The sequence below is a fragment of the Agreia pratensis genome (assembly GCF_900177685.1).
Taxonomy (GTDB): Bacteria; Actinomycetota; Actinomycetes; order Actinomycetales; family Microbacteriaceae; genus Agreia; species Agreia pratensis.
This window is the reverse complement of record NZ_FXAY01000006.1, coordinates 83,704-103,770: the sequence shown is the minus strand read 5'-3', so window position 1 is coordinate 103,770 and position 20,067 is coordinate 83,704. Positions and strand designations below refer to the sequence as shown.

20 protein-coding genes are annotated in these 20,067 nt (G+C 65.2%); 10 read left to right on the top strand and 10 right to left on the bottom strand.

All coding sequences use genetic code 11. The annotated features are described in order from the left end of the window. The first annotated feature begins 37 nt into the window (after window positions 1-37). Both B9Y86_RS15600 and B9Y86_RS15595 read left to right on the top strand, forming a co-directional pair. Window positions 38-670, top strand: a complete 633-nt coding sequence (locus tag B9Y86_RS15600; RefSeq protein WP_176223390.1) for a TetR/AcrR family transcriptional regulator — start codon at window positions 38-40, stop codon at window positions 668-670. After that, complete coding sequence (locus tag B9Y86_RS15595; RefSeq protein ID WP_085487795.1) at window positions 667-2,331, top strand: MDR family MFS transporter; 1,665 nt, start codon at window positions 667-669, stop codon at window positions 2,329-2,331. The genes B9Y86_RS15600 and B9Y86_RS15595 overlap by 4 nt, the downstream gene beginning before the upstream one ends. On the opposite strand, the gene B9Y86_RS15590 is transcribed toward B9Y86_RS15595, so the two are convergent. After that, a complete protein-coding gene (locus B9Y86_RS15590) occupies window positions 2,308-3,348 on the bottom strand; it encodes an FUSC family protein (RefSeq protein WP_139824941.1) in 1,041 nt (346 codons plus the stop codon). The two genes, B9Y86_RS15595 and B9Y86_RS15590, sit on opposite strands and share 24 nt — an antisense overlap. A 39-nt stretch (window positions 3,349-3,387) precedes the next feature. Here B9Y86_RS15590 and B9Y86_RS15585 point away from each other — a divergent pair, with 39 nt between their 5' ends. After that, window positions 3,388-3,903 carry a MarR family winged helix-turn-helix transcriptional regulator gene (locus B9Y86_RS15585; protein WP_085487791.1) on the top strand — a complete coding sequence of 172 codons (516 nt, stop codon included), beginning with the start codon at window positions 3,388-3,390 and terminating at the stop codon, window positions 3,901-3,903. A 46-nt stretch (window positions 3,904-3,949) separates the two neighbouring features. Then, on the top strand, window positions 3,950-4,774 hold the full coding sequence (locus tag B9Y86_RS15580) for a UbiA family prenyltransferase (protein WP_244894789.1): 825 nt from the start codon (window positions 3,950-3,952) through the stop codon (window positions 4,772-4,774). Between the two features lie 14 nt (window positions 4,775-4,788). Here B9Y86_RS15580 and B9Y86_RS15575 read toward each other — a convergent pair whose 3' ends face one another. Continuing rightward, window positions 4,789-5,964 carry a coiled-coil domain-containing protein gene (locus tag B9Y86_RS15575; protein ID WP_085487787.1) on the bottom strand — a complete coding sequence of 392 codons (1,176 nt, stop codon included), beginning with the start codon at window positions 5,962-5,964 and terminating at the stop codon, window positions 4,789-4,791. Window positions 5,965-6,013: 49 nt separating this feature from the next. Further along, window positions 6,014-6,643: a mycothiol-dependent nitroreductase Rv2466c family protein gene (locus tag B9Y86_RS15570; protein WP_085487783.1), complete on the bottom strand. Its 630-nt coding sequence runs from the start codon at window positions 6,641-6,643 to the stop codon at window positions 6,014-6,016. A gap of 164 nt (window positions 6,644-6,807) precedes the next feature. Between B9Y86_RS15570 and B9Y86_RS15565 the strand changes: the two genes are divergently transcribed. Next, window positions 6,808-7,362: a YceI family protein gene (locus tag B9Y86_RS15565; protein WP_055774439.1), complete on the top strand. Its 555-nt coding sequence runs from the start codon at window positions 6,808-6,810 to the stop codon at window positions 7,360-7,362. Between the two features lie 42 nt (window positions 7,363-7,404). On the opposite strand, the gene B9Y86_RS15560 is transcribed toward B9Y86_RS15565, so the two are convergent. The 5 genes from B9Y86_RS15560 to B9Y86_RS15540 form a co-directional block, all read right to left on the bottom strand. Next, window positions 7,405-8,388: an alpha/beta fold hydrolase gene (locus B9Y86_RS15560; protein WP_085487781.1), complete on the bottom strand. Its 984-nt coding sequence runs from the start codon at window positions 8,386-8,388 to the stop codon at window positions 7,405-7,407. Window positions 8,389-8,436: 48 nt separating this feature from the next. Continuing rightward, window positions 8,437-9,579 (bottom strand): winged helix DNA-binding domain-containing protein, encoded by a 1,143-nt coding sequence (locus B9Y86_RS15555; protein WP_176223389.1) that lies wholly within the window; start codon window positions 9,577-9,579, stop codon window positions 8,437-8,439. Continuing rightward, a complete protein-coding gene (locus B9Y86_RS15550; protein ID WP_085487779.1) occupies window positions 9,576-12,410 on the bottom strand; it encodes a PHP domain-containing protein in 2,835 nt (944 codons plus the stop codon). The genes B9Y86_RS15555 and B9Y86_RS15550 overlap by 4 nt, the downstream gene beginning before the upstream one ends. A 197-nt stretch (window positions 12,411-12,607) precedes the next feature. After that, on the bottom strand, window positions 12,608-13,675 hold the full coding sequence (locus B9Y86_RS15545; RefSeq protein ID WP_085487901.1) for an App1 family protein phosphatidate phosphatase: 1,068 nt from the start codon (window positions 13,673-13,675) through the stop codon (window positions 12,608-12,610). 35 nt (window positions 13,676-13,710) lie between these two features. Further along, a complete protein-coding gene (locus B9Y86_RS15540) occupies window positions 13,711-14,448 on the bottom strand; it encodes an SOS response-associated peptidase (RefSeq protein WP_085487777.1) in 738 nt (245 codons plus the stop codon). 67 nt (window positions 14,449-14,515) lie between these two features. Between B9Y86_RS15540 and B9Y86_RS15535 the strand changes: the two genes are divergently transcribed. The 5 genes from B9Y86_RS15535 (at window position 14,516) to B9Y86_RS15515 (ending at window position 18,498) form a co-directional block, all read left to right on the top strand. Then, window positions 14,516-15,178, top strand: coding sequence for a TetR/AcrR family transcriptional regulator (locus tag B9Y86_RS15535; protein ID WP_176223388.1), 663 nt, complete (start codon window positions 14,516-14,518; stop codon window positions 15,176-15,178). A gap of 137 nt (window positions 15,179-15,315) precedes the next feature. Next, the gene (locus B9Y86_RS15530) at window positions 15,316-16,161 is read left to right on the top strand and encodes an ABC transporter ATP-binding protein (RefSeq protein ID WP_085487773.1); all 846 of its coding nucleotides are present in this window, start codon (window positions 15,316-15,318) and stop codon (window positions 16,159-16,161) included. After that, window positions 16,158-16,844: an ABC transporter permease gene (locus tag B9Y86_RS15525; RefSeq protein ID WP_085487771.1), complete on the top strand. Its 687-nt coding sequence runs from the start codon at window positions 16,158-16,160 to the stop codon at window positions 16,842-16,844. The genes B9Y86_RS15530 and B9Y86_RS15525 overlap by 4 nt, the downstream gene beginning before the upstream one ends. After that, entirely contained in the window at window positions 16,841-17,578 is a 738-nt protein-coding gene (locus B9Y86_RS15520; RefSeq protein WP_085487769.1) for an ABC transporter permease, read from the top strand. The genes B9Y86_RS15525 and B9Y86_RS15520 overlap by 4 nt, the downstream gene beginning before the upstream one ends. A gap of 2 nt (window positions 17,579-17,580) precedes the next feature. Next, window positions 17,581-18,498 (top strand): ABC transporter substrate-binding protein, encoded by a 918-nt coding sequence (locus B9Y86_RS15515; protein WP_085487767.1) that lies wholly within the window; start codon window positions 17,581-17,583, stop codon window positions 18,496-18,498. Between the two features lie 75 nt (window positions 18,499-18,573). Here B9Y86_RS15515 and B9Y86_RS15510 read toward each other — a convergent pair whose 3' ends face one another. Next, on the bottom strand, window positions 18,574-19,410 hold the full coding sequence (locus B9Y86_RS15510; protein WP_085487765.1) for a CPBP family intramembrane glutamic endopeptidase: 837 nt from the start codon (window positions 19,408-19,410) through the stop codon (window positions 18,574-18,576). Next, window positions 19,358-20,041, bottom strand: coding sequence for a DedA family protein (locus B9Y86_RS15505; RefSeq protein ID WP_085487763.1), 684 nt, complete (start codon window positions 20,039-20,041; stop codon window positions 19,358-19,360). The genes B9Y86_RS15510 and B9Y86_RS15505 overlap by 53 nt, the downstream gene beginning before the upstream one ends. Window positions 20,042-20,067: the final 26 nt, after the last annotated feature.

The following is a 20,067-nucleotide window of genomic DNA, read 5'->3' as shown; positions in this document are numbered from 1 at the left end:
ATTGCACCATGGATGGCAAAGTGCAATACTGCACTCTGTGAATGAAAGTGCAACGACCGATCGGCGAGAGCTGCGCCGGGCTCAGACGGCCTCCCGCCTGACCTCGGTCTCTCGGCGGCTCACCGCGGAGCGTGGCCTTGCCGGTTTCACCGTCGAGGAGCTCTGCGACGAGGTGGGCGTCTCTCGCCGCACCTTCTTCAACTACTTCCGCACCAAGGAAGACGCGGTCATCGGAGTCGATCCCGACGCCGAGTCCCAAGTCTTCGCGGGCGAATTCCTGGCCCGGGGATCCCGCGGCTGGCCCGTTGTCATCGACGATCTGCTCGAGTTGGCCATCCAGCACTTCGGTGCGCTCGAAGGCACGGCTCAGGAACATGCCGACTTCTTCGCGGCCCTCGACCGAGAACCGCGCCTTCTTCAGCGTTTCATCGGCATGACCAAAGAGCGCGAGCGGCAATTCGTCGCTCTCGTCGCGGCCCGCGAGAACGTTCCGACCGACGACCTGCGTCCTCAAGCGGTGGTGCACATTCTCTTCGGGCTGCTGCGCAGCGTCGGTGACCGTGTGCATGCTCTCGCCAGGCCCCACGATCTTGCTTCCCTCCTCACCGACTCTCTCGCGGCCGCTCGCCTCGTGATGGCCGAACCGACTTCTCGAAAGGCTCACCCATGACTACTGCCTCCACAGCCGAGAGGCCCATGCTCCTCACCAAGCGACGCATCTGGATCATCTTCGGTGCTCTCATCGCCGGAATGCTCCTGTCGAGCCTCGATCAGACGATCGTCTCCACCGCCATGCCTACCATCGTCGGACAGCTCGGCGGTGTGGAGCACCAGGTCTGGCTGACTACCGCGTATCTGCTCGCGACCACGATCGTGATGCCCGTCTACGGAAAGTTCGGCGACGTACTCGGTCGACGTAACCTGTTTCTCATCGCCATCGCGTTGTTCACGGTCGCGTCGGTCGGTTGCGCGTTCGCCGGTGACTTCACCCAGCTCATCGTCTTCCGCGCCATGCAGGGGCTGGGCGGCGGCGGTCTGATGATCCTGTCGCAGGCGATCATCGCCGACATCGTTCCCGCCTCCGAGCGCGGAAAGTACCTCGGCCCTCTCGGCGCGATCTTCGGTCTTTCCGCCGTCGGTGGGCCTCTGCTGGGTGGGTTCTTCGTCGATCACCTCACGTGGCAGTGGGCGTTCTACATCAACATCCCCGTGGGCATCGCCGCCTTCGCGATCGCTTGGTTCGCGCTCCGGCTGCCTAGCAAGAAGGCCACCCAGCCGATCGACATTCTCGGCGTCATTCTGCTGTCGGCTTTCACGACCTGCCTTATCTTCTTCACCGACTTCGGTGGCGACAAGACCGACCATGGCTGGGCCGCGCCCGAGACCTGGATGTTCGGGGCCGGCATGATCGTCGCCGCGATCCTGTTCGTCATCGTCGAGGCACGGGCGAAAGACCCGGTGATCCCGCTCGCCCTGTTCAAGAACCGCACTTTCGTCAACGCGACCTTGATCGGGCTCACCCTGGGTCTCGGCATGTTCTCGGCCATCGGCTTCATCCCGACCTTCCTCCAGATGTCGTCGGGTACCTCGGCGGCAGCATCGGGTCTGCTGATGCTTCCGATGATGGCCGGACTCATCGGCACCTCGATCATCTCGGGAATCGCCATCACCCGCACCGGCCGCTACAAGCTCTTCCCGATCGTGGGAACGCTGCTGACCGCCTCGGCAATGGTGGCGATGACGACCCTGACCGCCGATACGCCCATCTGGCTCATCTGCGTCTTCCTGTTCGTCTTCGGTGCCGGTCTCGGTCTCATCATGCAGGTCGTCGTTCTCGTGGCGCAGAACTCGGTGAACCCGTCGATGGTCGGTACGGCGACGAGCACGAACAACTACTTCCGCGAGGTCGGTGCATCTCTTGGTGTGGCCGTGTTCGGCACGATCTTCACCACGCGCCTGTCAGAGAATCTCACGACGGTGTTCACGAACGCCGGCGCCAGTGCAACGGATGCCGCGGCCTCGACGTCGACGCTCGACCCGCAGACGCTCTCGCAGCTACCCGACAGCGTGCGCGACGGCATCGTCACGGCCTACGCCGACGCGCTGGCGCCCGTGTTCTGGTACCTGCTGCCGTTCATCGGACTCGCCTTTCTTCTTTCGCTGTTCCTCAAGCAGATTCCGCTGTCGGATGTGGCGGGACTCGTCGCCCGTGGAGAGGCCATCGGGGGAGAAGAGGCCGAGCGCCTCGAGGCCGACGAGCGGTCGGGCACGGGCATCGGTTCGTCTGCGGCAGCCGAGAGTAGTCCGTCACGCGTCGACGATCGTCGATGATCGGGAGCGCCACAGAAGCGTGAGTGCGATGCCGATCACCGCTCCGAACAGCGTCTCCACGAAGCGGTCGGCGATCAAGGCGCCACCGTCGACCGCGTGCGCGAGTTCGATCATGCAGAGGGCGAGCGGGGTGACGAACACCATGGTCAGGCCATAGTTACGGCCGATGAAGAGCTCGGCGGTCATCTGCAGCGCCACCACGACGGCGATGGTCGCCGCGGTCGGCAGATCGATCGCGAAGATGAGCGCGGCGAGGCCGAGGCCGACGACTGTTCCGAGGATCCGGTGACCGGCGCGCACGAGCCGAGCCGTCGCATCCGGCCCTGAAAGAGCGGCGACGACGGCCACCATCGCCCAGTAGGGATGCCCGATGCCCGCGAGAGTGGGAACGAGCCCGGCGATGAGGATCCCGGCCACGAGCCGGGCGATCGTCGAGACTCGCTCTGGCCTCGCAATCGCGTCGCGGAACGAGATGGAGAAGGTCGAGCGCGGTCGGAGTCGTGCCGACGGATGCGCGAAACCGATGACTCCGATGGCCAGTGAGAGCGCGGCGCTGGCCAACGAGACAGCCAATGCCAAGCCGATCGACCCGGGCGTGCTCGGCACGGATGCGCACGCCGCGACCGCGAAAGTCGCGAACAGAGCGCCCGGCGGATGCAGGTCGGCGGCATCCGAGATGATCGTCACAAGGGCGGCGACAGCCGCGACGACGGGCACGACTATCCATTCGCGGGCCTCGAACGTGCCGACGGTCGTTCCGATGACCACGGCTGAGACCAAGATCGCCGCTGCGAGCGACTGCATACGCAGGCGGGGGAGATGGCTGTGGTTGCGCCCGTACAGAGCGGTGAACGCCCCGAACGCCGCGTAGAGCGACAAGTCGAGATGATCCGTGAGCCACAGCACGATCAGCGGCACGGCCATCGAGATCCCGGCGCGCACGGCCACCGTGTGAGCGCCCCCGTGCGGACCGAATGCCACGAGGTGGCGGGGGCGGGGCAGGATGGGTGAGCTCACGAGATATAGTTTACTAGTAAATTATTTTGCGGAGGTCTGATGACTGGCACGGGCGGTGACGAGAATGCTGTGGGCGACGCGGTCGATGCTATTCAGCGTGAGTGGCACCGTCTCAGACCGGACCTCGATCTCTCGGCGATAGGCATCGTGGGGCGCGTGTTGCGCAGCGCGGCGTTGATCGTGCATCACAGCGACGAGGTACTAGCCGCTCACGGGCTGACCCGCGGCGAGTTCGACATTCTGGCTGCGCTGAGACGATCTGCGGCCCCGAGGTCTCCGGGCGAACTGCGAACGATCTCCTTGGCGACGGCTCCGTCGACCACGAAGCGGCTCAAGCAGCTCGAGGCTCGCGGCCTGGTGCATCGTGCGACGAATCCCGCCGACGGACGCGGAGCTCTGATTGCGTTGACGGCGGCGGGCCGAGACCTCGCCGATGAGGTGTTTCCTCTCCAACTCTCGGCAGAGAACTCGTTGATTGCGGGGCTCGAGGGCGACGAAAGCGCTGTGCTCGAGAGGTCACTTACACGGCTTCTCGCCAGCATCGAGCGATCCTGAGGATCACGCACGGACACTCTCTATACTTCGACGTATGCTCCGCGGGATGATCAGTGCCTCCCACCCGGGGCCGGCGGTCGCTGTCACTCTCGTCACCGTCATCCTCGCAGCAGGGGTGGGCGTCGATACGGCGAGGATCGTGCTTGTCGGCGCGGCGATGCTGGCGGGCCAGCTGTCGATCGGGTGGAGCAACGACTGGATCGACGCTGATCGGGACGTGGCCGTGGCGCGCGCGGATAAGCCCATCGCATCCGGCCTCGTCAGCCGCTCTGCAGTTCGTAGGGCCGCCATCGCGGCCGTCGTCGTTGCTGTTCCGCTGTCTCTGCTGCTCGGCCCGCTTGCCGCACTGGTGAACATCATCGGAATCGCTTCAGGGTGGAGTTACAACGCGTGGCTGAAGCGCACGCCCGCATCGGGTGTGCCCTATCTGGTCACCTTCGGAACGCTTCCGCTGTTCGTAACGCTGTCATTGTCGGAGCCTCGGCCCGCAGTGTGGTGGGCCATCGTTGTCGGGGCCCTTCTGGGCTTCGGGGCGCACTTCGCCAACGTCTTGCCCGACCTCGACGATGACGCGCGTACCGGCGTGCGTGGGCTGCCCCACATTCTCGGTCGCCGGCCATCGAGTGTGGTCGCGTTCGCGTCGCTCGCGATCGCCTCGCTCGTCGCGTCGATCGGCATCGGGTCAGTGGCGCCCGGTTTGATCGTGGTTGCCGTGATCGGGCTCGTCGCCGGCGTCGTCATCGCTATCGCCGGAATAACCTTGGCGCTCACCCGGCCGCCGACGCGGCTGCTGTTTCAGCTGATCATCGCCAGCGCGGTCGTCGATGTGGTTCTGCTGACGACGGCCGGCTCGAGTCTCGTCGGGCGCTGATCGGAATCAGCTGATCAATACCAGTGCGGCGAATTGCCGTCCCAGAACGCCAACGCGCTGCACGGCGAGCCGTACCTGCCACTGATGTAGTTGAGTCCCCAGGTGATCTGTGTTGCCGCGTTGGTGGGCCAGTCCGGAGCTACGTCGGCCATTTTGTTCGCGGGTAACGACTGGGGAATCCCATAGGCCCCGCTGTCGGGGTTGTAGGCGTTTACCCGCCACCCGGATTCGCCCGTCCAGAGCCGCACGAGACAACTCTGTTGCTCGCTGCCCCAGCCGTAGGAGCCCAGCATATTGAAGGCGATCTGCTTCGCCTCGTCGGGCGATGCGACCGATCCGGAGTCGGGCACCCAGGCACTGCCGTCACCGCCGCTGTCGTTCGCCGCTGCGTCGGCGGCAGCCGCGGCGTCGGCGGCCGCTTTGCGTGCGGCCTCTTCTGCGGCCTTGGCCAGGCCTTCTCGGTAACCCTGCTCTGCTGCTGCACTGGTGTTCTTCAGCGCAGCGAGCTGCTCGTAGAGGGTGGCGCTGTGCGCCTTCTCCTCGACGACCTGGGCATCGACGGCAGCTTGTGCGTCTTTCGCCGCCTCGAGCGCGGTCTCTGCTTCGGTCGACAGCCTGTCTCGTTCCGCCAGAGCGGCGTCGGCTTGAGATCTCAGGGAGGAGGCGTTGTTCGCAGCGATCTCGGCGGCGTCGCGCAGCCCGACCGTCTGCGACGTGAGCTGGCTCATGGTGCCGAGCTTGTAGAGAAGCTCCTTCGACTTGTCGCCGTTCAGCAGAAGATTCACGGTGCCGTTGTCGCCACCGGACTTGTAGAGCTGAGCGGCGATCTGGCCGACCTGTCGCTTCGCCGCATCAGCCTTCGTAGAGGCCTCGGTCGCCCGCGCCTCGAGGTCGTCGGCCGAGTTCTGCGCTGCGTCTCTGTTGTACGTCGCGACAAGGTATTCCTGGCCGCGCTTCAGCGCTTCGTTGCTGAGGCTGGTAGCCGTCGCCTCGAGGTCGTCGAGAAGACCGCTGATTCTGTCTGCCTCGGCCTGAGCTGTGGCTTCGTTCTGCTTGGCCGCCTGCACGTCGTCCCACGAGGGATAGTCGGCGGTGCGAAGCGGGCCGGCGGCAGCGCCCGAGAACGGCACCACGACGAGCGCGGTGACCGTCGCGAGCACGCCGAAGAATCTCAGAACGGAGTGGGCCATGGTCTCCAGGGTAGGCGAAGCGATTGGGAATCCCGGGATTACCGGGACTTTAGGAGAAGATCGGATCGCGGGTGCGGCTGCGCTTGAGCTCGAAGAACCCGTCATACGACGCTGCGGCGACCACGCCGTCCCACAGGGCGAGTGCCTGCTCGCCGCGCGGAGCGGGCGAAATGACGGGGCCGAAGAAAGCGACGCCGTTCACGGCGATGATCGGAGTTCCGACATCGTCTCCGACGAGGTCGATTCCGCTGCGGTGGGACGCGCGCAACTCGGCCTCGAACTCGAACCGGCCATCGGCATCCGGAAGCGCGCGGTCGGCGATCGACGCATCCAGCCCGGCCTCTGCCAGCGATTCCGCGACCACGGCCTCGATATCGGTCGCCCGCTCGTCGAGATGGATGCGTCGGCCGAGCGCGTCGTACAGAGGCTTGAGCGTCTCTGCTCCGTGCAGTGCCTCGGCGGTGGCGACGACACGTGCGTAGCGCAGTGCGCGGGGGAAGAACGCGCGGTAGGACTCGGGCACGTCGTTGTTCTCGTTGAGGATAGCGAGGCTCATGATGTGCCAGTGCACGTCGAGGTCGCGATGGGTGGCCACCTCGTCGACCCATCGGCTTGTCATCCACGCCCAGGGGCAAGAGGGGTCGAACCAGAAATCCACGCGTGTGTTGTCAGTCGTCATTGTGCAATCCTCTCAACTGCCGCCCGACTATGTCGTCTCGTGACGACATTCACCGGCTATTCAGCATCTCGTTTCACCGAAGTGGAATAATCGCGGTGGTACATGCATTTGTATCGAAGTGGGTTCTGGCCCACTCCCTTCTGTCTCAGACGAAAAGAGAAATCATGACCGACACGATCACCATCCCGGGTTACAAGGCCGGCACCTGGACCATCGACGCTTCGCACTCCGAGGTCTCGTTCAGCGTTCGCCACCTGCTCATCAGCAAGGTCAAGGGCAAGTTCGAGAAGTTCGATGCCACCTTCACCACGGGTGAGAACCCCCTCGACTCCACCGTCACGGCCAAGGCCGAGGTCGCCTCGATCAACACGAACGACGAGAACCGCGACGGTCACCTGCGCACGAACGACTTCTTCGACGCCCCCACGCACCCCGAGCTGACCTTCGTGTCCACGGGCATCCGCTACGAGGGCGGCGACTTCCTCGTCGATGGAGACCTCACGATCAAGGGCGTCACCAAGCCGGTCACGTTCGACCTCGAGTTCGGTGGATTCCAGGACGACCTGTACGGCAACTACAAGGCCGGACTGACCGCGACCACCAAGATCAACCGCAACGACTTCGGCGTCAGCTGGAACGCGCCCCTCGAGACCGGCGGAGTTCTCGTCGGCGACGAGGTCACCATCACGATCGACCTTCAGGCCTCGCTCCAGAAGTAGTCACCTCAGCGGATCATCCGCAGATCGAAGCCGTCGCCCGGGTCACCGGGCGGCGGCTTCGTCGTTTCGCGCAACGCTCGAGCGCCATGTCATGAGGCCGAGTGCTTCCAACGTCTCTCGGGGGCGCTCTACATGGGCGAAGTGGCCGCAGTCGCCGATCTCCGCCAGCGTCGCACGGGGGATCGCGCGAAGCAGGCCGGTGAGATCGCGCGAAGGCACGAACGAGTCGGCGTCGCCTCGAACAGCCCATACGGGGCATCGGATGCTCGCCCAGCGTCGCCGCGGATCGTAAGCCCGGGTCGCCTCGGCAGCGCGCACGAAACTGTCGGGGCGCACCTCGTCTGCGAGCGCGTCGACGACTGATCGAGGCACGCGCAGAGGGTGCCGGAAGAGCGGGCTCACCGCGACGCGGAGCAGTCCGATGCGTCGCACGGCGCGCACCAGGCCGGCGCCGCGGTCTCCGCCCATCCGGAGCAGACGGAATACCCCGAGCAGGAGGGTGAACCCGGGAACGGCGCCGAATGATCGCACCGGGTGCTCGACGCTCGCCAAGACCGAGAAGCTCGTCGCCGAAACGAGACGCACGGCATCGACCTGCGCCGGTCTGGTCGCCGCGAGATGCAGGGCGATAAAGGCGCCCAAGGAATGGCCGATGATGTCGGCGCGGCTGTAGCCGAGGAGCGTGACAATACGCCACACCACATCGGCCAGCGAATCGAGAGTCAGACGCGACCGGATGCGGGGGCCGGGCGAGTCGCCCCAGCCCGGCAGGTCGATGGTCACCACGTCGGTGAGTGGTTCGCCAGCCGCGCGGGCGGCCGCGAGCAGCGGTGTCCAGGTCGTCCAGCCTCCGGCCGCGCCGTGAAGCAGAAGAGTGGCGGTCGACCCGCTTCGTGTCGCCGATTGATGCACGCGCACGGGGCCGAGCTCGGTCTCGACGGTGCTGGGCACGAGACCCGAACACGCAGGGTCGGTATCGAGGCCGAACGGAGCGTAGGGCGGTGCGGTCGCGTCGAGGTCGGTCATGTCTAGGGTTGTTCGTTCGCGGATGCCTGTGCGGATTGCTGCAGTGCCCTATGAGTCGGCGATCGTCGCCTCGCCGAGGTTCAGACCGAGGTACCGCGCGTAGCCCTGGGCTGCCTTTCTGTAGCGGGCGGCACTCGTCGGGGTCATCGGTTCGAATGTCGTCGCGGCGGTATCGACTGATGCGCGTCGAACCGTTCGTCGCCAGGTGCCGACCACCTGACCGCTCGATACGACCATCGGAAGGAAGATGCCGTTCGATCCAGGCACGATTCGGGCGCTGTGCTGCGGCGGCAGCACCGCGTCGCGGTCGGTGTAGCCCAGGAGGTACTCGTCGAAGCCGGGGAGCAGCAGGAGGCCCGGGGCCACGGCCTCAGCGGTCTGATCGGCGGCCAAATAGTAGACAGTGTTGTCGATGACAATCTGGCGGAGCCTGTCGCCCGCCCTCTCGATCGCCCCTCGCGCCTCGGGTACCAAGACCTTGCTCCACCACAGAAGATCGCGCAGGGTCGCGGGCCCGTGTGAGGAGAAGTAGCGCACAGCGAGCTCGGTCAGGGCCTCGTCGGGGGAGAGCTGGCGGGGCTCAGGAACCCACTCGTCGGTCAGTACCACGGCCTGGCCCGACGTCTCCATCGGACCGAAACAGATGAGGCCCGTATGAGCCAGATACCAGATGATGTGGCCGCCGCGCTGGTGGTCGGTGGCGATGCCGGATGCGTCGAGCTCGGCGAGGAGGGCCGCCCGCGACAAGCGCCCACCGCCTTGCAGCGAACTGCGGACGACATCGGCGGCGCGCGAAAAGATCTGGTCATCGAGTCCTAGGCCGGTGTGCCTTGTTGTCGCGCCGCGCAGAGTTCTGTCTCGGGTCAGGGCGAGCATCCACCCGAGGTCTGCGGCCGGGATGACATGGAGAGTTCCCCGAAAGGGCCACGACCGCACGATCGAGCCGTCGTTGAAAGCCCGGTCGACATCGGCGATCGACGACCCCGGACTGCGAACGGCCAGGGCCCACTGCGCCGACGAGAGGTCTTGCGCCTGTGTTGCGAGCATCGAGAACGCAGCGTCTGCCGGCGAGGAGAGTGTGCTTGCGACCAGGTTCTGGGAGACCAGCCTGAGGTTCGCGAGCCGTGCCCGATCCGTGCGTCGCATGCGCCCATTCTGCGCCGAACCGGGAGACGATGTCTCGGTACTCACGAGGCCTCCTGTGCCTGACGCCGTTGCGTCAGCTGCCATTGCGCCCACAGAGCCTTCAGATCCCAGACGTTGCTTGCCTCGATCGAGATTCCGCGATCTTCTGTGTGCCGCGTCTTTCCCTGGATCAGCATCAGCTTCGTGCCGAAGAGAAGGGTGCCCGCGCGGTCTTGCGCTTCGTCGAAGAAGATCGAGTCGGCGCATCCTGAACCGTCGTCGAGGCTGACCGAGACCACGCGTTCGCCGTTGCTCTTCGGCAGAGTTCGTGTGGCGACGCGGGTTCCTGCCACCAGCACGGCCTCGTCGTCGTCGCAGCTGGACAGGTCGCCGGTGGGCAGAGCTCCGAGTTCATCGAGCATCAGACGGTAGCTTTCGATCGCGTTACGGCCGGACTTTGTGGGCGGCCCATCGGGCTCGGTTGGCCTCGGCGAGACGGTCATCCGCTCGGCGTCGACCTCGTTCGGCTGGTGGCTGTCGTCGACGAGAACCGGCAAGGTGGGGTGGGTGTGCCGGGTGGCGGGGCGCTTACGTTGGGCCGTCAGTTCGCGTACTCGAGCCATGACAGCTCCTCGGATCGCCTGCGGACTGCGTGGCGATATGTCTGAGGCGGCCACGGAGTCGAGGGAACCGATGACTCCGAGCGTCGTGAGCAAGGCGGGCGATGGGGCAGCGCGGTGGTAGAAGTCATCGATGCCGACGTAGGGGCGGTTCGCCAGGATGCGATCAAGCTCGATCGCGGTCATGCCGTGCACGTCGCCGAGCGACAGGCGGATGCCGAGGATCACGTCGTCGGGATCGGCCAGCACGCCGCGCGATCGGGGCGGGTCGATACGCTCTGTGCGGTAGGCCTCTGTTGAAGCATTGACGTCGATCGGCAGGATCGGCACACGCATTCGCCGGGCTTCGGCGAGCAGCAGATCGCGTCGGTGCGTTCCCCTGTCGTGGGTGAGCAGGGCGGCCAGGAATTCGGCGGGATAGTGGGTTTTGATCCAGGCGCTCTGAAATGTCGAATGCGCGAGCGCGACGCAGTGCGCCTTGGGTGTGTCGTCTGAGCTTTCGATGGAGATGAGATCATCGAACTCGGTCGGGCGTATCGTGCGGATCCGTTCGCGCTGCGACTGGCTTTCGATGTAGAACATACCGACGGTGTGGCCAGTGCGGATCGACTCGAAGGTCGCCTCGTCGTCGAGCGGAATCTCGTCGAGCTCGATCGAGCCGTCACTGCCGACGTAGGGGGCGTCGACCGGCAGGCCACCCGCCTGAGCCGCAAGACGGCCGTGGATGCGACGGATCTCGGACACAGCGTCGGCGAGCGTGCTCTGCGTCTGCGACCCGAGCACATCGAGTGCCAGTAGGCCGACGTCCTCCAGGTCGTTCGTGGCGTACTGGCTCATGGGCAGGCCGATGCTGCTGGGTTGAGTAGGAGTCGTGTCGAGAAGGTCGTCAGCTCCGAGGATGAGGCTGCTCGGGGGTGTGCTGACGTGGTGTGACACGAGGGCCACCCGATTGTCGCCGAAGCGTTCGATGATGGCCCGGTAGACGTCGTCTAGTCTGTTCGATTCGACATCGATGGCGATGACGGGTCTGGATGCCGGGCTGTCGGGAGGGCGCTCGGACAGCAGGCCGTGTCGTGCCGGGTCGACGCTGGAGATGCGCAGCAGATAGTTCACCAGGTCTCCCGTGCCGGAGCCACGCGCCTGGTTGCGCACCCTCATGGACCTCATCAGCGACGACACCTCGGCGACGGTGAGAACGTAGCTCGCGAGGCCGAGCCGCCCGATCATGTCGATCTCGTTGTCGAGGTGGACCTTGAGCGATTCGAGATCACTTGGCCGTGCATGCGCATAGCGTTCGAGTAGAGCGGAGTCGCTGCGTCGGCGCAGTTCGGCGATGGGGTCTGCCTCGATGCGGAGAGCCGCCCTCGAGGGAACCTTGGGTCGGCGCCAGGCGAGGTCGGCCAACGTATCGAGTCTGCACGTGTCGGCGAGGCCCTCGGTGGTCGACAGCAGTCGCTCGATCGCGGATCGACGCAGCGATGAATGGTCGACGATGAGCGAGGCAAGCCGCCTCATGGCGACGGCGGGCTTGAGCCACGCCTGAGTATCCGGTTGAGACAGGAATGCTCCGAGCATGTCTCCGGGAGCCGCAGCGTCGGGTCGCAGATACCGAACAGCATTGCTGAGCACGGCGGGCACACCGACGAGATCGGCGAGTTCGAGCATGCGTGCGGCGTGGCGGATGCTCGCGACATCGCCTGGTTCGTTGAGGTGACACACGACCTCGACCGCCATCGCGCCGGGCAGCAGGTGCTTCCATTCGGCGAGGGTCGATGCGGCGCGTGCGAAGTCGGCAGAGGCGACGGCGTGCGCCACGTCGGAGTCTGGCCCGAGCAGCACCGTCGCTACGGGCGTCGATTCAGTGAGGATGAGGTCTCTGAGGTCAGATCGCTCAATGCCGATGCCGCTCGGGTGTCGCTGCGAGCCGTCCGCTTCGGACTCGTGGGCCCGGCTGATGAGTCGGCACAGTGCGGACCATCCCTTGCCACGATTCTGCCCGTGCGCCAATACGGTGACCCGCCTCGGCAATGAGTCACCGGGTAGCACTCGATCGGTTCTGTCGGGCAGCAGAGCGAGATCGACCCCGACCATCGCGTCGATGCCCGCGGCGAGGCAGGCTCGCAGGTGCGGAATGGCGCCGTACAGACCATCGCGATCGGTGATGGCCGCGACATCGGCGCCGCCCGCGGCGGCCGAAGCGACGAGCGCCGCTGGTTGCGCCGTTCCGACGTTCGGGGAGAAAGTCGACGCGACGTGCAGGTGGGTGAATCGAGCCATGGCGTCAGAGGAGAGATTCGCCGATTGTTCGCTCGACGGTGGGCGACGCCTCGATGTTCATGGCCGAACTCCGATCGGGAGACATTCGAATATATCTTCTATATTCGAAGTCTACGAAGCCGCACCGACTTTCGCCAGTCACCCGGCGTGGCGTTCGATCCTGCGGCGGGCGCGCGCCACGTCGTCGACCAGGAGAGCTAGAGGATGCCGGCTTCGGTGAGCTGAGTAGAGAGGCCGGCACCATCGGGGGCGTACACCCAGGTCGCGCCGGTGCGCTCCGTGTGCACCTCGTCTTTCGAACGGCCGCCGGCAAGCACGGCTTCGCTGTTCGAGAGCTGTCGTATCGCTACGGCCGCGATGCTGTCGGGATAGTCGATGGCGAAGTCGGCATAGATCTCCTCGTCGTGCTGCCCGTCGTCACCGATGAGCAACCAGCGCACATCGGGAAACTCTCGGGCGAGGCGCCGCAGGTTCTCACGTTTGTGCTCGCGTCCACTGCGGAACCAGCGGTCGTGCGTCGGTCCCCAGTCGGTGAGGAGCAGGGGGCCGGCGGGATAGAGGTTGCGCGAGAGGAACCGGCTGAGCGTCGGCGCGACGTTCCACGCACCCGTCGACAGGTAGACGACGGGGGAGCTGGGGTTCTCGGTCGTCAATCGTTCGAGAAGCACGGCCATGCCTGGTGTGGGCACTCGAGCGTGCTCGTCGAGCACGAAGGTATTCCAGGCGGCGAGCAGAGGCCTCGGCAAGGCCGTGACCATCACGGTGTCGTCGATGTCGCTGACGACGCCGAAGCGTGAGGAGGGATCGAGCACGAAGATGGGAGCCTCGACCGTCTGGCCACCCTCGATTCCGATGGTGACCGTCTGCCAACCGGGCTCGAGTGCGACCTCGATGACGGCATCGACGACGCCGCCCCGATCGGCTGCGACGGCGTGAGATCTACCGCCCGCTTCGACCGTGACCGAGGCATTGCCGAAGGGAACGCTCGTGAAGCTCCTCCAGCCGCGCACGCTCTCGTGCTGTGTTCGGGCTATTCGATGTTCTCGCGAACCAGGCCGGGGCGGGGTCGTCAGGAGTACCCGGGCAAGGACCCGAACCCAGCTGGTCGAACCGTAGCCGGTGTACGGGATGACCGTGGGTATCTTGCCCCTGGCCTGCGCGCGTTTCTGGCGGAACTCGTGCACCGCGTCTTCGATGCGGGCCGCGCGGTGAATGATGACTTCGGCGCCCTGCTTGGCCGAGAGGGGCTTATCCGATTTCCGCACACCCCAGTGTCGCACGCATCCGATTTGCCCCGGCGTCAGTCGACCGGCAGTACCAGCTCCGGCGAGTTGTTGCCGACCGAACCCACAGCGGCCCCGACGGTGTGGAACACCATATCCTCGGCCAGTTCCTCAGCGGCCAGTGAGATGTCGGCGAGAAGCCCAGCGTCTCCCGTCGTGCGCGGATCGAGCCAGTCCTCCATCAGGCCCGGCTCGAGGAACACGGGCATGCGCTCGTGCAACGACCCGAGCGGCCCAGCGCCCGGCCGGGTCAGGATGGTGGTCGAGAGCAGCCAGCGGGCGGGATCGTCGGCAGCTACGGCGGGATTGCGCCACCACTCGTACAATCCGGCGAAGAGGATCGGCTCATCGTCGCCGGCCGAGACGAACTGCGGCGTCTTGCTGCCGTCGGGCGCGATAAGCCACTCGTAGTAGCCCGAGGCCGGAATCGCTGCGCGGCGCGCGGCAACGGCCTCGCGGAACGCCGGTTTCTCGGCCGCCGTCTCGATGCGAGCGTTGAACAGGGGCGCGGATGCCGCGGGCCCGGTCGCGAACGCCGGCACGAGTCCCCAGCGGGCCGGCTCTAGCCGCCTCAGCACGGCGGGCGCGTCTTCATCGGTCGCGGCTGCGCGATTGATCGCGTCGATGATCACCGGAATCTGCTGCGTCGGAGCCACATTCCACGACGGCTCGGGCAACCCTGCGCCCTCCACGTCGACGTCGAAGACGGCGACCAGGTCACCGGCTGTACGGGACACGACGAAACGACCACACATGTTCTCTATTCTGCCGCCCTGACGCAACTAAGATGGTCAGCACATCCCTCATGAAAGGATCGGCGCCGTGCCTGTGAACAACGTCACCGAGGAAGTCCGTGCCGAAGCCGTGCAGGTGCGCAACGAACCCATCCAGGCTCGCAGCTCCGATCGCATCGCTGCTCTGCTCGACGCGGCGGCCGCCGTGGTCGACGAAGTGGGAATCGAACGGCTCACCACAGCACTGGTCGCAGACCGTGCCGAGGCCTCCATCGGCACCGTGTACCGGTATTTCCCCGACCGCATCGCTGTCTTGACGGCGCTCGGAACACGCAGCGTGGAGCGCTTCCTGCGACAGTTCGAGGCCGACGTCGTCGAGAAGAAGCCAGAGACATGGATCGACGCTGTCGTGGTGTCGATCGGTTCCTCGGTCGCGATGCACCGGAATGAGGTCGGATTCACGTCGATCAGGCTCGGCGACCTGGTGTCGTCGCCCGAGACCGACGTGTCGCGCATCAAGACCCACCGCATCGCTCAGAATCTTCACGATGTGGTGGTCGAGAACTACGGTGTCTCTCAGGATGCCGCTCTCCTGACACGCCTCGAGGTCTCCGTCACGATGATCGACGCCTTGCTGGTTCGTGCGTTCATGCTCGGCGGCACGGGCGATGAGACGATCATCGACGAATGCGAGCAGGTTGTCCGTGACTATCTCACCCGCTACGACGAGGGCGACGCACGGCCCGCTTGAGTCTGTAAAGAGGCGCACTCTAGCCTGCCAGACACAGTTCGTCATTCCCGGCTCGCATGCTTTGCCTATTAGGTCGGGTCATGTTTGGCTGATGTCACACGCGTGCGCACAGGCGCGCCAGACGAACGGGCCATGACATGATCGAATTCCGTCAGGTCTCGAAGCGGTTTCCCGACGGCACTCTGGCCGTCGAGGACTTCAGCCTCGTGATCCCGTCGCGCAAGACCACGGTCTTCGTGGGGTCATCCGGCTGCGGCAAGACCACCATCCTTCGCATGATCAACCGCATGATCGACCGCACTGCCGGTTCGATCGAGATCGATGGTGAAGACATCGTCGGGCTCGACAGAGTGAAGCTCCGCCGTCGGATCGGCTATGTGATGCAGAACTCGGGGCTTCTTCCTCACCGCAAGGTGGTCGACAACGTCGCCACCGTGCCTCTTCTCAATGGGGTGCCCAAAAGAGAGGCCCACGCCCGAGCTCTCGAACTCCTCGATACGGTCGGCCTCGACCGCGCGCTGGCGAATCGCTACCCGAGTCAGCTCTCGGGGGGCCAGCAGCAGCGTGTGGGAGTTGCACGCGGCCTCGCGGCCGACCCGAACATCCTGCTGATGGACGAGCCGTTCGGCGCGGTCGACCCGCTCGTGCGCGCCGAATTGCAACACGAGCTCATTCGCCTGCAGCGTGAACTCGACAAGACGGTCGTCTTCGTCACCCACGACATCGACGAGGCATTTCTGCTGGGCGACCAGGTCGTGATCCTGCAGAAGGGTGGCGTCATCGTGCAGAAGGGGTCGCCCACCGAGATTCTCACCGCACCGGCGAACGAATTCGTGGCCGACTTCATCGGAGCGACCAAGGGCAAGAGAGCGCTGCACATCGACCGGCGCGACGGGCGCGACGTTGTGCTCGACAGCGAGGGTCGCGCAGCCGGTGTGCTCGTCGAAGGATCAGCCGGCACCGGCGAAGAAGTCCCGACGTGAACTGGGTCATCGAGAATCTGCCCCTCATCGGGCAACGAACCGCCGAGCACCTGGCCCTCAGCATCCCGCCCATCATTCTGAGCTTCATCATCTCGGTGCCGATCGGCTGGCTTGCCAATCGCTACCGCTGGAGCCGCGGTGTGCTGCTCACCGTTCTCGGGCTGCTCTACGCGATCCCGTCGCTACCGCTCTTCGTCGTCCTTCCGATCATCCTCGGTACGGGTCTCCGCGATTCCGTCAACGTCATCGTCGCTCTCACTCTCTACGGCATCGCTCTTATGGTGCGCACGACGGCGGATGCGTTGGGCTCGGTCTCATCAGACGTCACGCAGTCGGCGACGGCCATGGGATTCTCGCCCTGGACGCGATTCTGGAAAGTCGATCTGCCGCTGGCCGGGCCCGTGCTCCTCGCCGGAATCCGCGTGGTCGCGGTGAGCACGGTCAGTCTCGTGACGGTGGGGGCCGTGCTCGGCATCAAGAGTCTCGGTCTGCTCTTCACCGATGGTCTTCAGCGCAACATCGTTGCCGAGGTGGCCACCGGAATGGTCGCCACGATCGCTCTTGCGCTCTTGATCGACTTCGCACTGGTTCTCGTCGGTCGGGTACTGATGCCGTGGACACATGTGGTGTCATCCAAGCGCGTGCGACGAGCCCTTCCCTCTGATGCGGGGGTGGCGGCGTGAATCTCCTTGTCGACGCCTTCGCGTGGATCTTCGACCCAGCCCATCAGGCTGGAGCCAATGGCATACCGACCCGACTCGTTCAGCACCTCGGAATCAGCCTGCTCGTTCTGGTGGTCGCGAGCGCGATCGCTATTCCCGTGGGGTATCTCATCGGGCACACGGGCAAGGGGCGCACTCTCGCCGTGAGCCTCACCGGAGGCTTCCGCTCGCTTCCGACGCTCGGACTGCTGATCATTCTCGCGTTGTGGTTGGGCGTGGGGCTTGAGGCACCGCTCATCGCGCTCATCGTCCTCGCCGTGCCGCCTATTCTGGCCGGCGCCTATTCGGGATTCGAAGCCGTCGATCGGCGCACCATCGACGCCGCTCGAGCCGTGGGTATGACCGAGTGGCAGATCGTCTCCAAGGTCGAGGTTCCGCTCGGTCTTCCGCTGCTCATCGGCGGATTGCGGTCGGGAACGCTGCAGATCATCGCGACTGCGACGCTGGCCGACTACGTGGGTGCGGGCGGCCTCGGCCACTTCATCTTCGTGGGCCAGAAGTCGAACGACTACCCCCAGATGCTGGCCGGATCGCTCCTCGTGATCGCGCTCGCGCTGCTCAGCGAGGGAATCTTCGCGCTGCTGCAGAAGTTGGTGGTACCACGCGGCGTCGTCGCAAACCAGAACACGGATGTCCGCACGTCGTCACCTCGACGCGTCGCGGTGGTGGGGTCTCCCACCGAAGAGAGGAAATAACGATGTTCACAGCAAACATTAAGAAGGGCCGGATCGTCGCAAGCGTTATCGCGGTCGGTGCCGTGGTGGCGCTGGCAGGGTGCTCGACATCCGATCCGCTGGACGCCGGATCGGCCAGCACCGACTCCATCGTCATCGGCTCGCAGGACTACTACTCGAGCGAGATCATCGCGGAGATCTACGCGCAGGCTCTCGAGGCGAACGATTACACTGTCGACCGCCAGTTCCGTATCGGCCAGCGCGAGGTGTACCTTCCCGAGATCAAGGCAGGCAAGATCGACCTGTTCCCGGAGTACACCGGAAGCCTGCTGCAGGCACTCAAGCCCGACACCAAGGCGACGACGAGCGACGAGGTCTACACCGAGCTCGAGTCCGCTCTGCCCAAGGGCCTTCGTGTGCTCGACAAATCCGAAGCGTCCGACCAGAACTCGTACACGGTGACAGAGGCCTACGCCAAAGAGAACAAGCTCACCGACATCGCCTCGCTCAAGAACGTGAAGACCCCGATCGTGGTCGGCGGCAACGCCGAACTCGAGACCCGCCCCTACGGTCCGGCCACTCTGAAAGAGAAGTACGGAATCGACACCACCTTCCAGTCGATCGAGGACTCCGGCGGACCGTTGACGGTCAAGGCGCTGGTCGACAACACGATTCAGCTCGGCAACATCTACACCGCCGACCCCAACATCAAGTCGAACAACCTCGTCGCCCTGGCCGACCCCGACGGCCTGTTCGTCGCAGACAACATCGTTCCCGTCGCGTCGACCAAGGTCGACGACAAGGCGGCCGGCATCATCAACAAGGTCAGCGCCGCGCTGACGGAGGAAGACCTGGTCGACCTCAACGCGCAGAGTGTCAACGACCAGAAGTCTGCCGAGGTCATCGCCAAGGCCTGGCTCGACGACAAGAAGCTCTTCTAGTCTCGTTCCGTCACGCAAGCGGGCCCGTCGACTGAGGTCGACGGGCCCGCTTGCGTGTGGACCCTGGCCTTCCGATCAGCGAGTGGCGAAGAAACCGACAAGAGCCACGCCGTTGAAGACCATGTGGGCGACGATGCCCGGCCCGAGCCGCCCGGTGCGCGTCGCGAGTGCGGCGTTCGCCAGTCCGAGAATGAGCGTCGCGCTCCCGAGTACGACGAGCGTCGCGAGGTCGCGTGCCTGATACAGGTGCAAGGCCATGAACGCGACAGACGAGATGAGCACGCTGGTGAGCAGAGCGCCGCGTGCCCTGGCCGCACTCGGCTGAGCCGTGCGCGGACGCGACGCGCGTCCGCGCAGGATGCCGTTCCGAATCGCGCGCAGCAGCAGGCCACGAAAGAAGAGCTCTTCGACGAGGGGGGCCACGAGGGCGGTGGCCACCACGGTATTGAGGATGATCCAGAGAAGCTCGCTCTGCACCGGCACGTTGCTGGCGGGCGCGCCGCCGGTCAGTCGCAGCAGCGGAATCGCGACGATGAATCCGACGATCTTCGCCGCGATTCCGACGCCGAGGCCGATGGCCAGATCGACGAGTCGAAACCGCAGACCGAAGTCCTCTGCGAGAGATCCGGATCCGCGTGAGCGCGCTGCACGGAGGGCGGTCAGGAACAGTGCTCCGTACCCGATGATGATTGCAGCGAAAAGCAGCGGGCTCTGTGCCCATGTCGGCAGAAACAGCGAGAGGAGGTTCACCGCGACGATGATGCCGACGAACAGTCCCAGACCGATGGCGAACTGCGGTAGGCCCCAGCGGATCACCGCCGCAGGGCGGTAGTCGATCGAGGAGTAGTCGTCGGATGTGTCAGTGGGGGAGTGTGCCTCGATCGGCGGCGTCGGGGGAGTCGAGTTCGTCATTCATATGCCTCTCCTCACCGCGCGCGATGAGTTTCTTCACGATGACCACCACGATAACGAAGACCACGATGGCTGCCACGAAGATATACCCCGCGAAGTGCAGACGGTCGGCCAGGTCGCGGTAGCTGCCAGCGGCGACCGAGCCTGCGGTGACGTAGGCGAACGACCACAGGATGCACGCGGGCAGCGTCCATGAGATGAACCGACGGTAGCTCATCGTGCTCATGCCCACGGTGACGGGGATGAGGGAGTGCAGAACCGGGAGGAAGCGCGACAGGAACACGGCGATGCCGCCGCGGCGATCGAGATATCGCTCTGCCCGCTGCCAGTGCCGCTCTCCGATGCGTCGGCCGAGTCGTGAGTGCCGGATGCGCGGGCCGAAGTAGCGCCCGAGCATAAAACCGATGCTCTCGCCGCCGAGCGCGCCGACGATGGAGGCCAGCGCGAGCGCGACGTATTGAACCGGTCCCTGCACGCCGGTGGCGGTGACGAGCAGAACCGTATCTCCCGGCACGATGAGGCCGAGCAGGATGCTCGTCTCGAGCAGCATGGCGACACCCGCGATGAGGGTGCGCCATACGGGATCCACACCTGACACGGTGTCGAGGATCCAGGTGAGAATCTCGTTCACGCCCCGAGCATACGACCTGTCGGTCT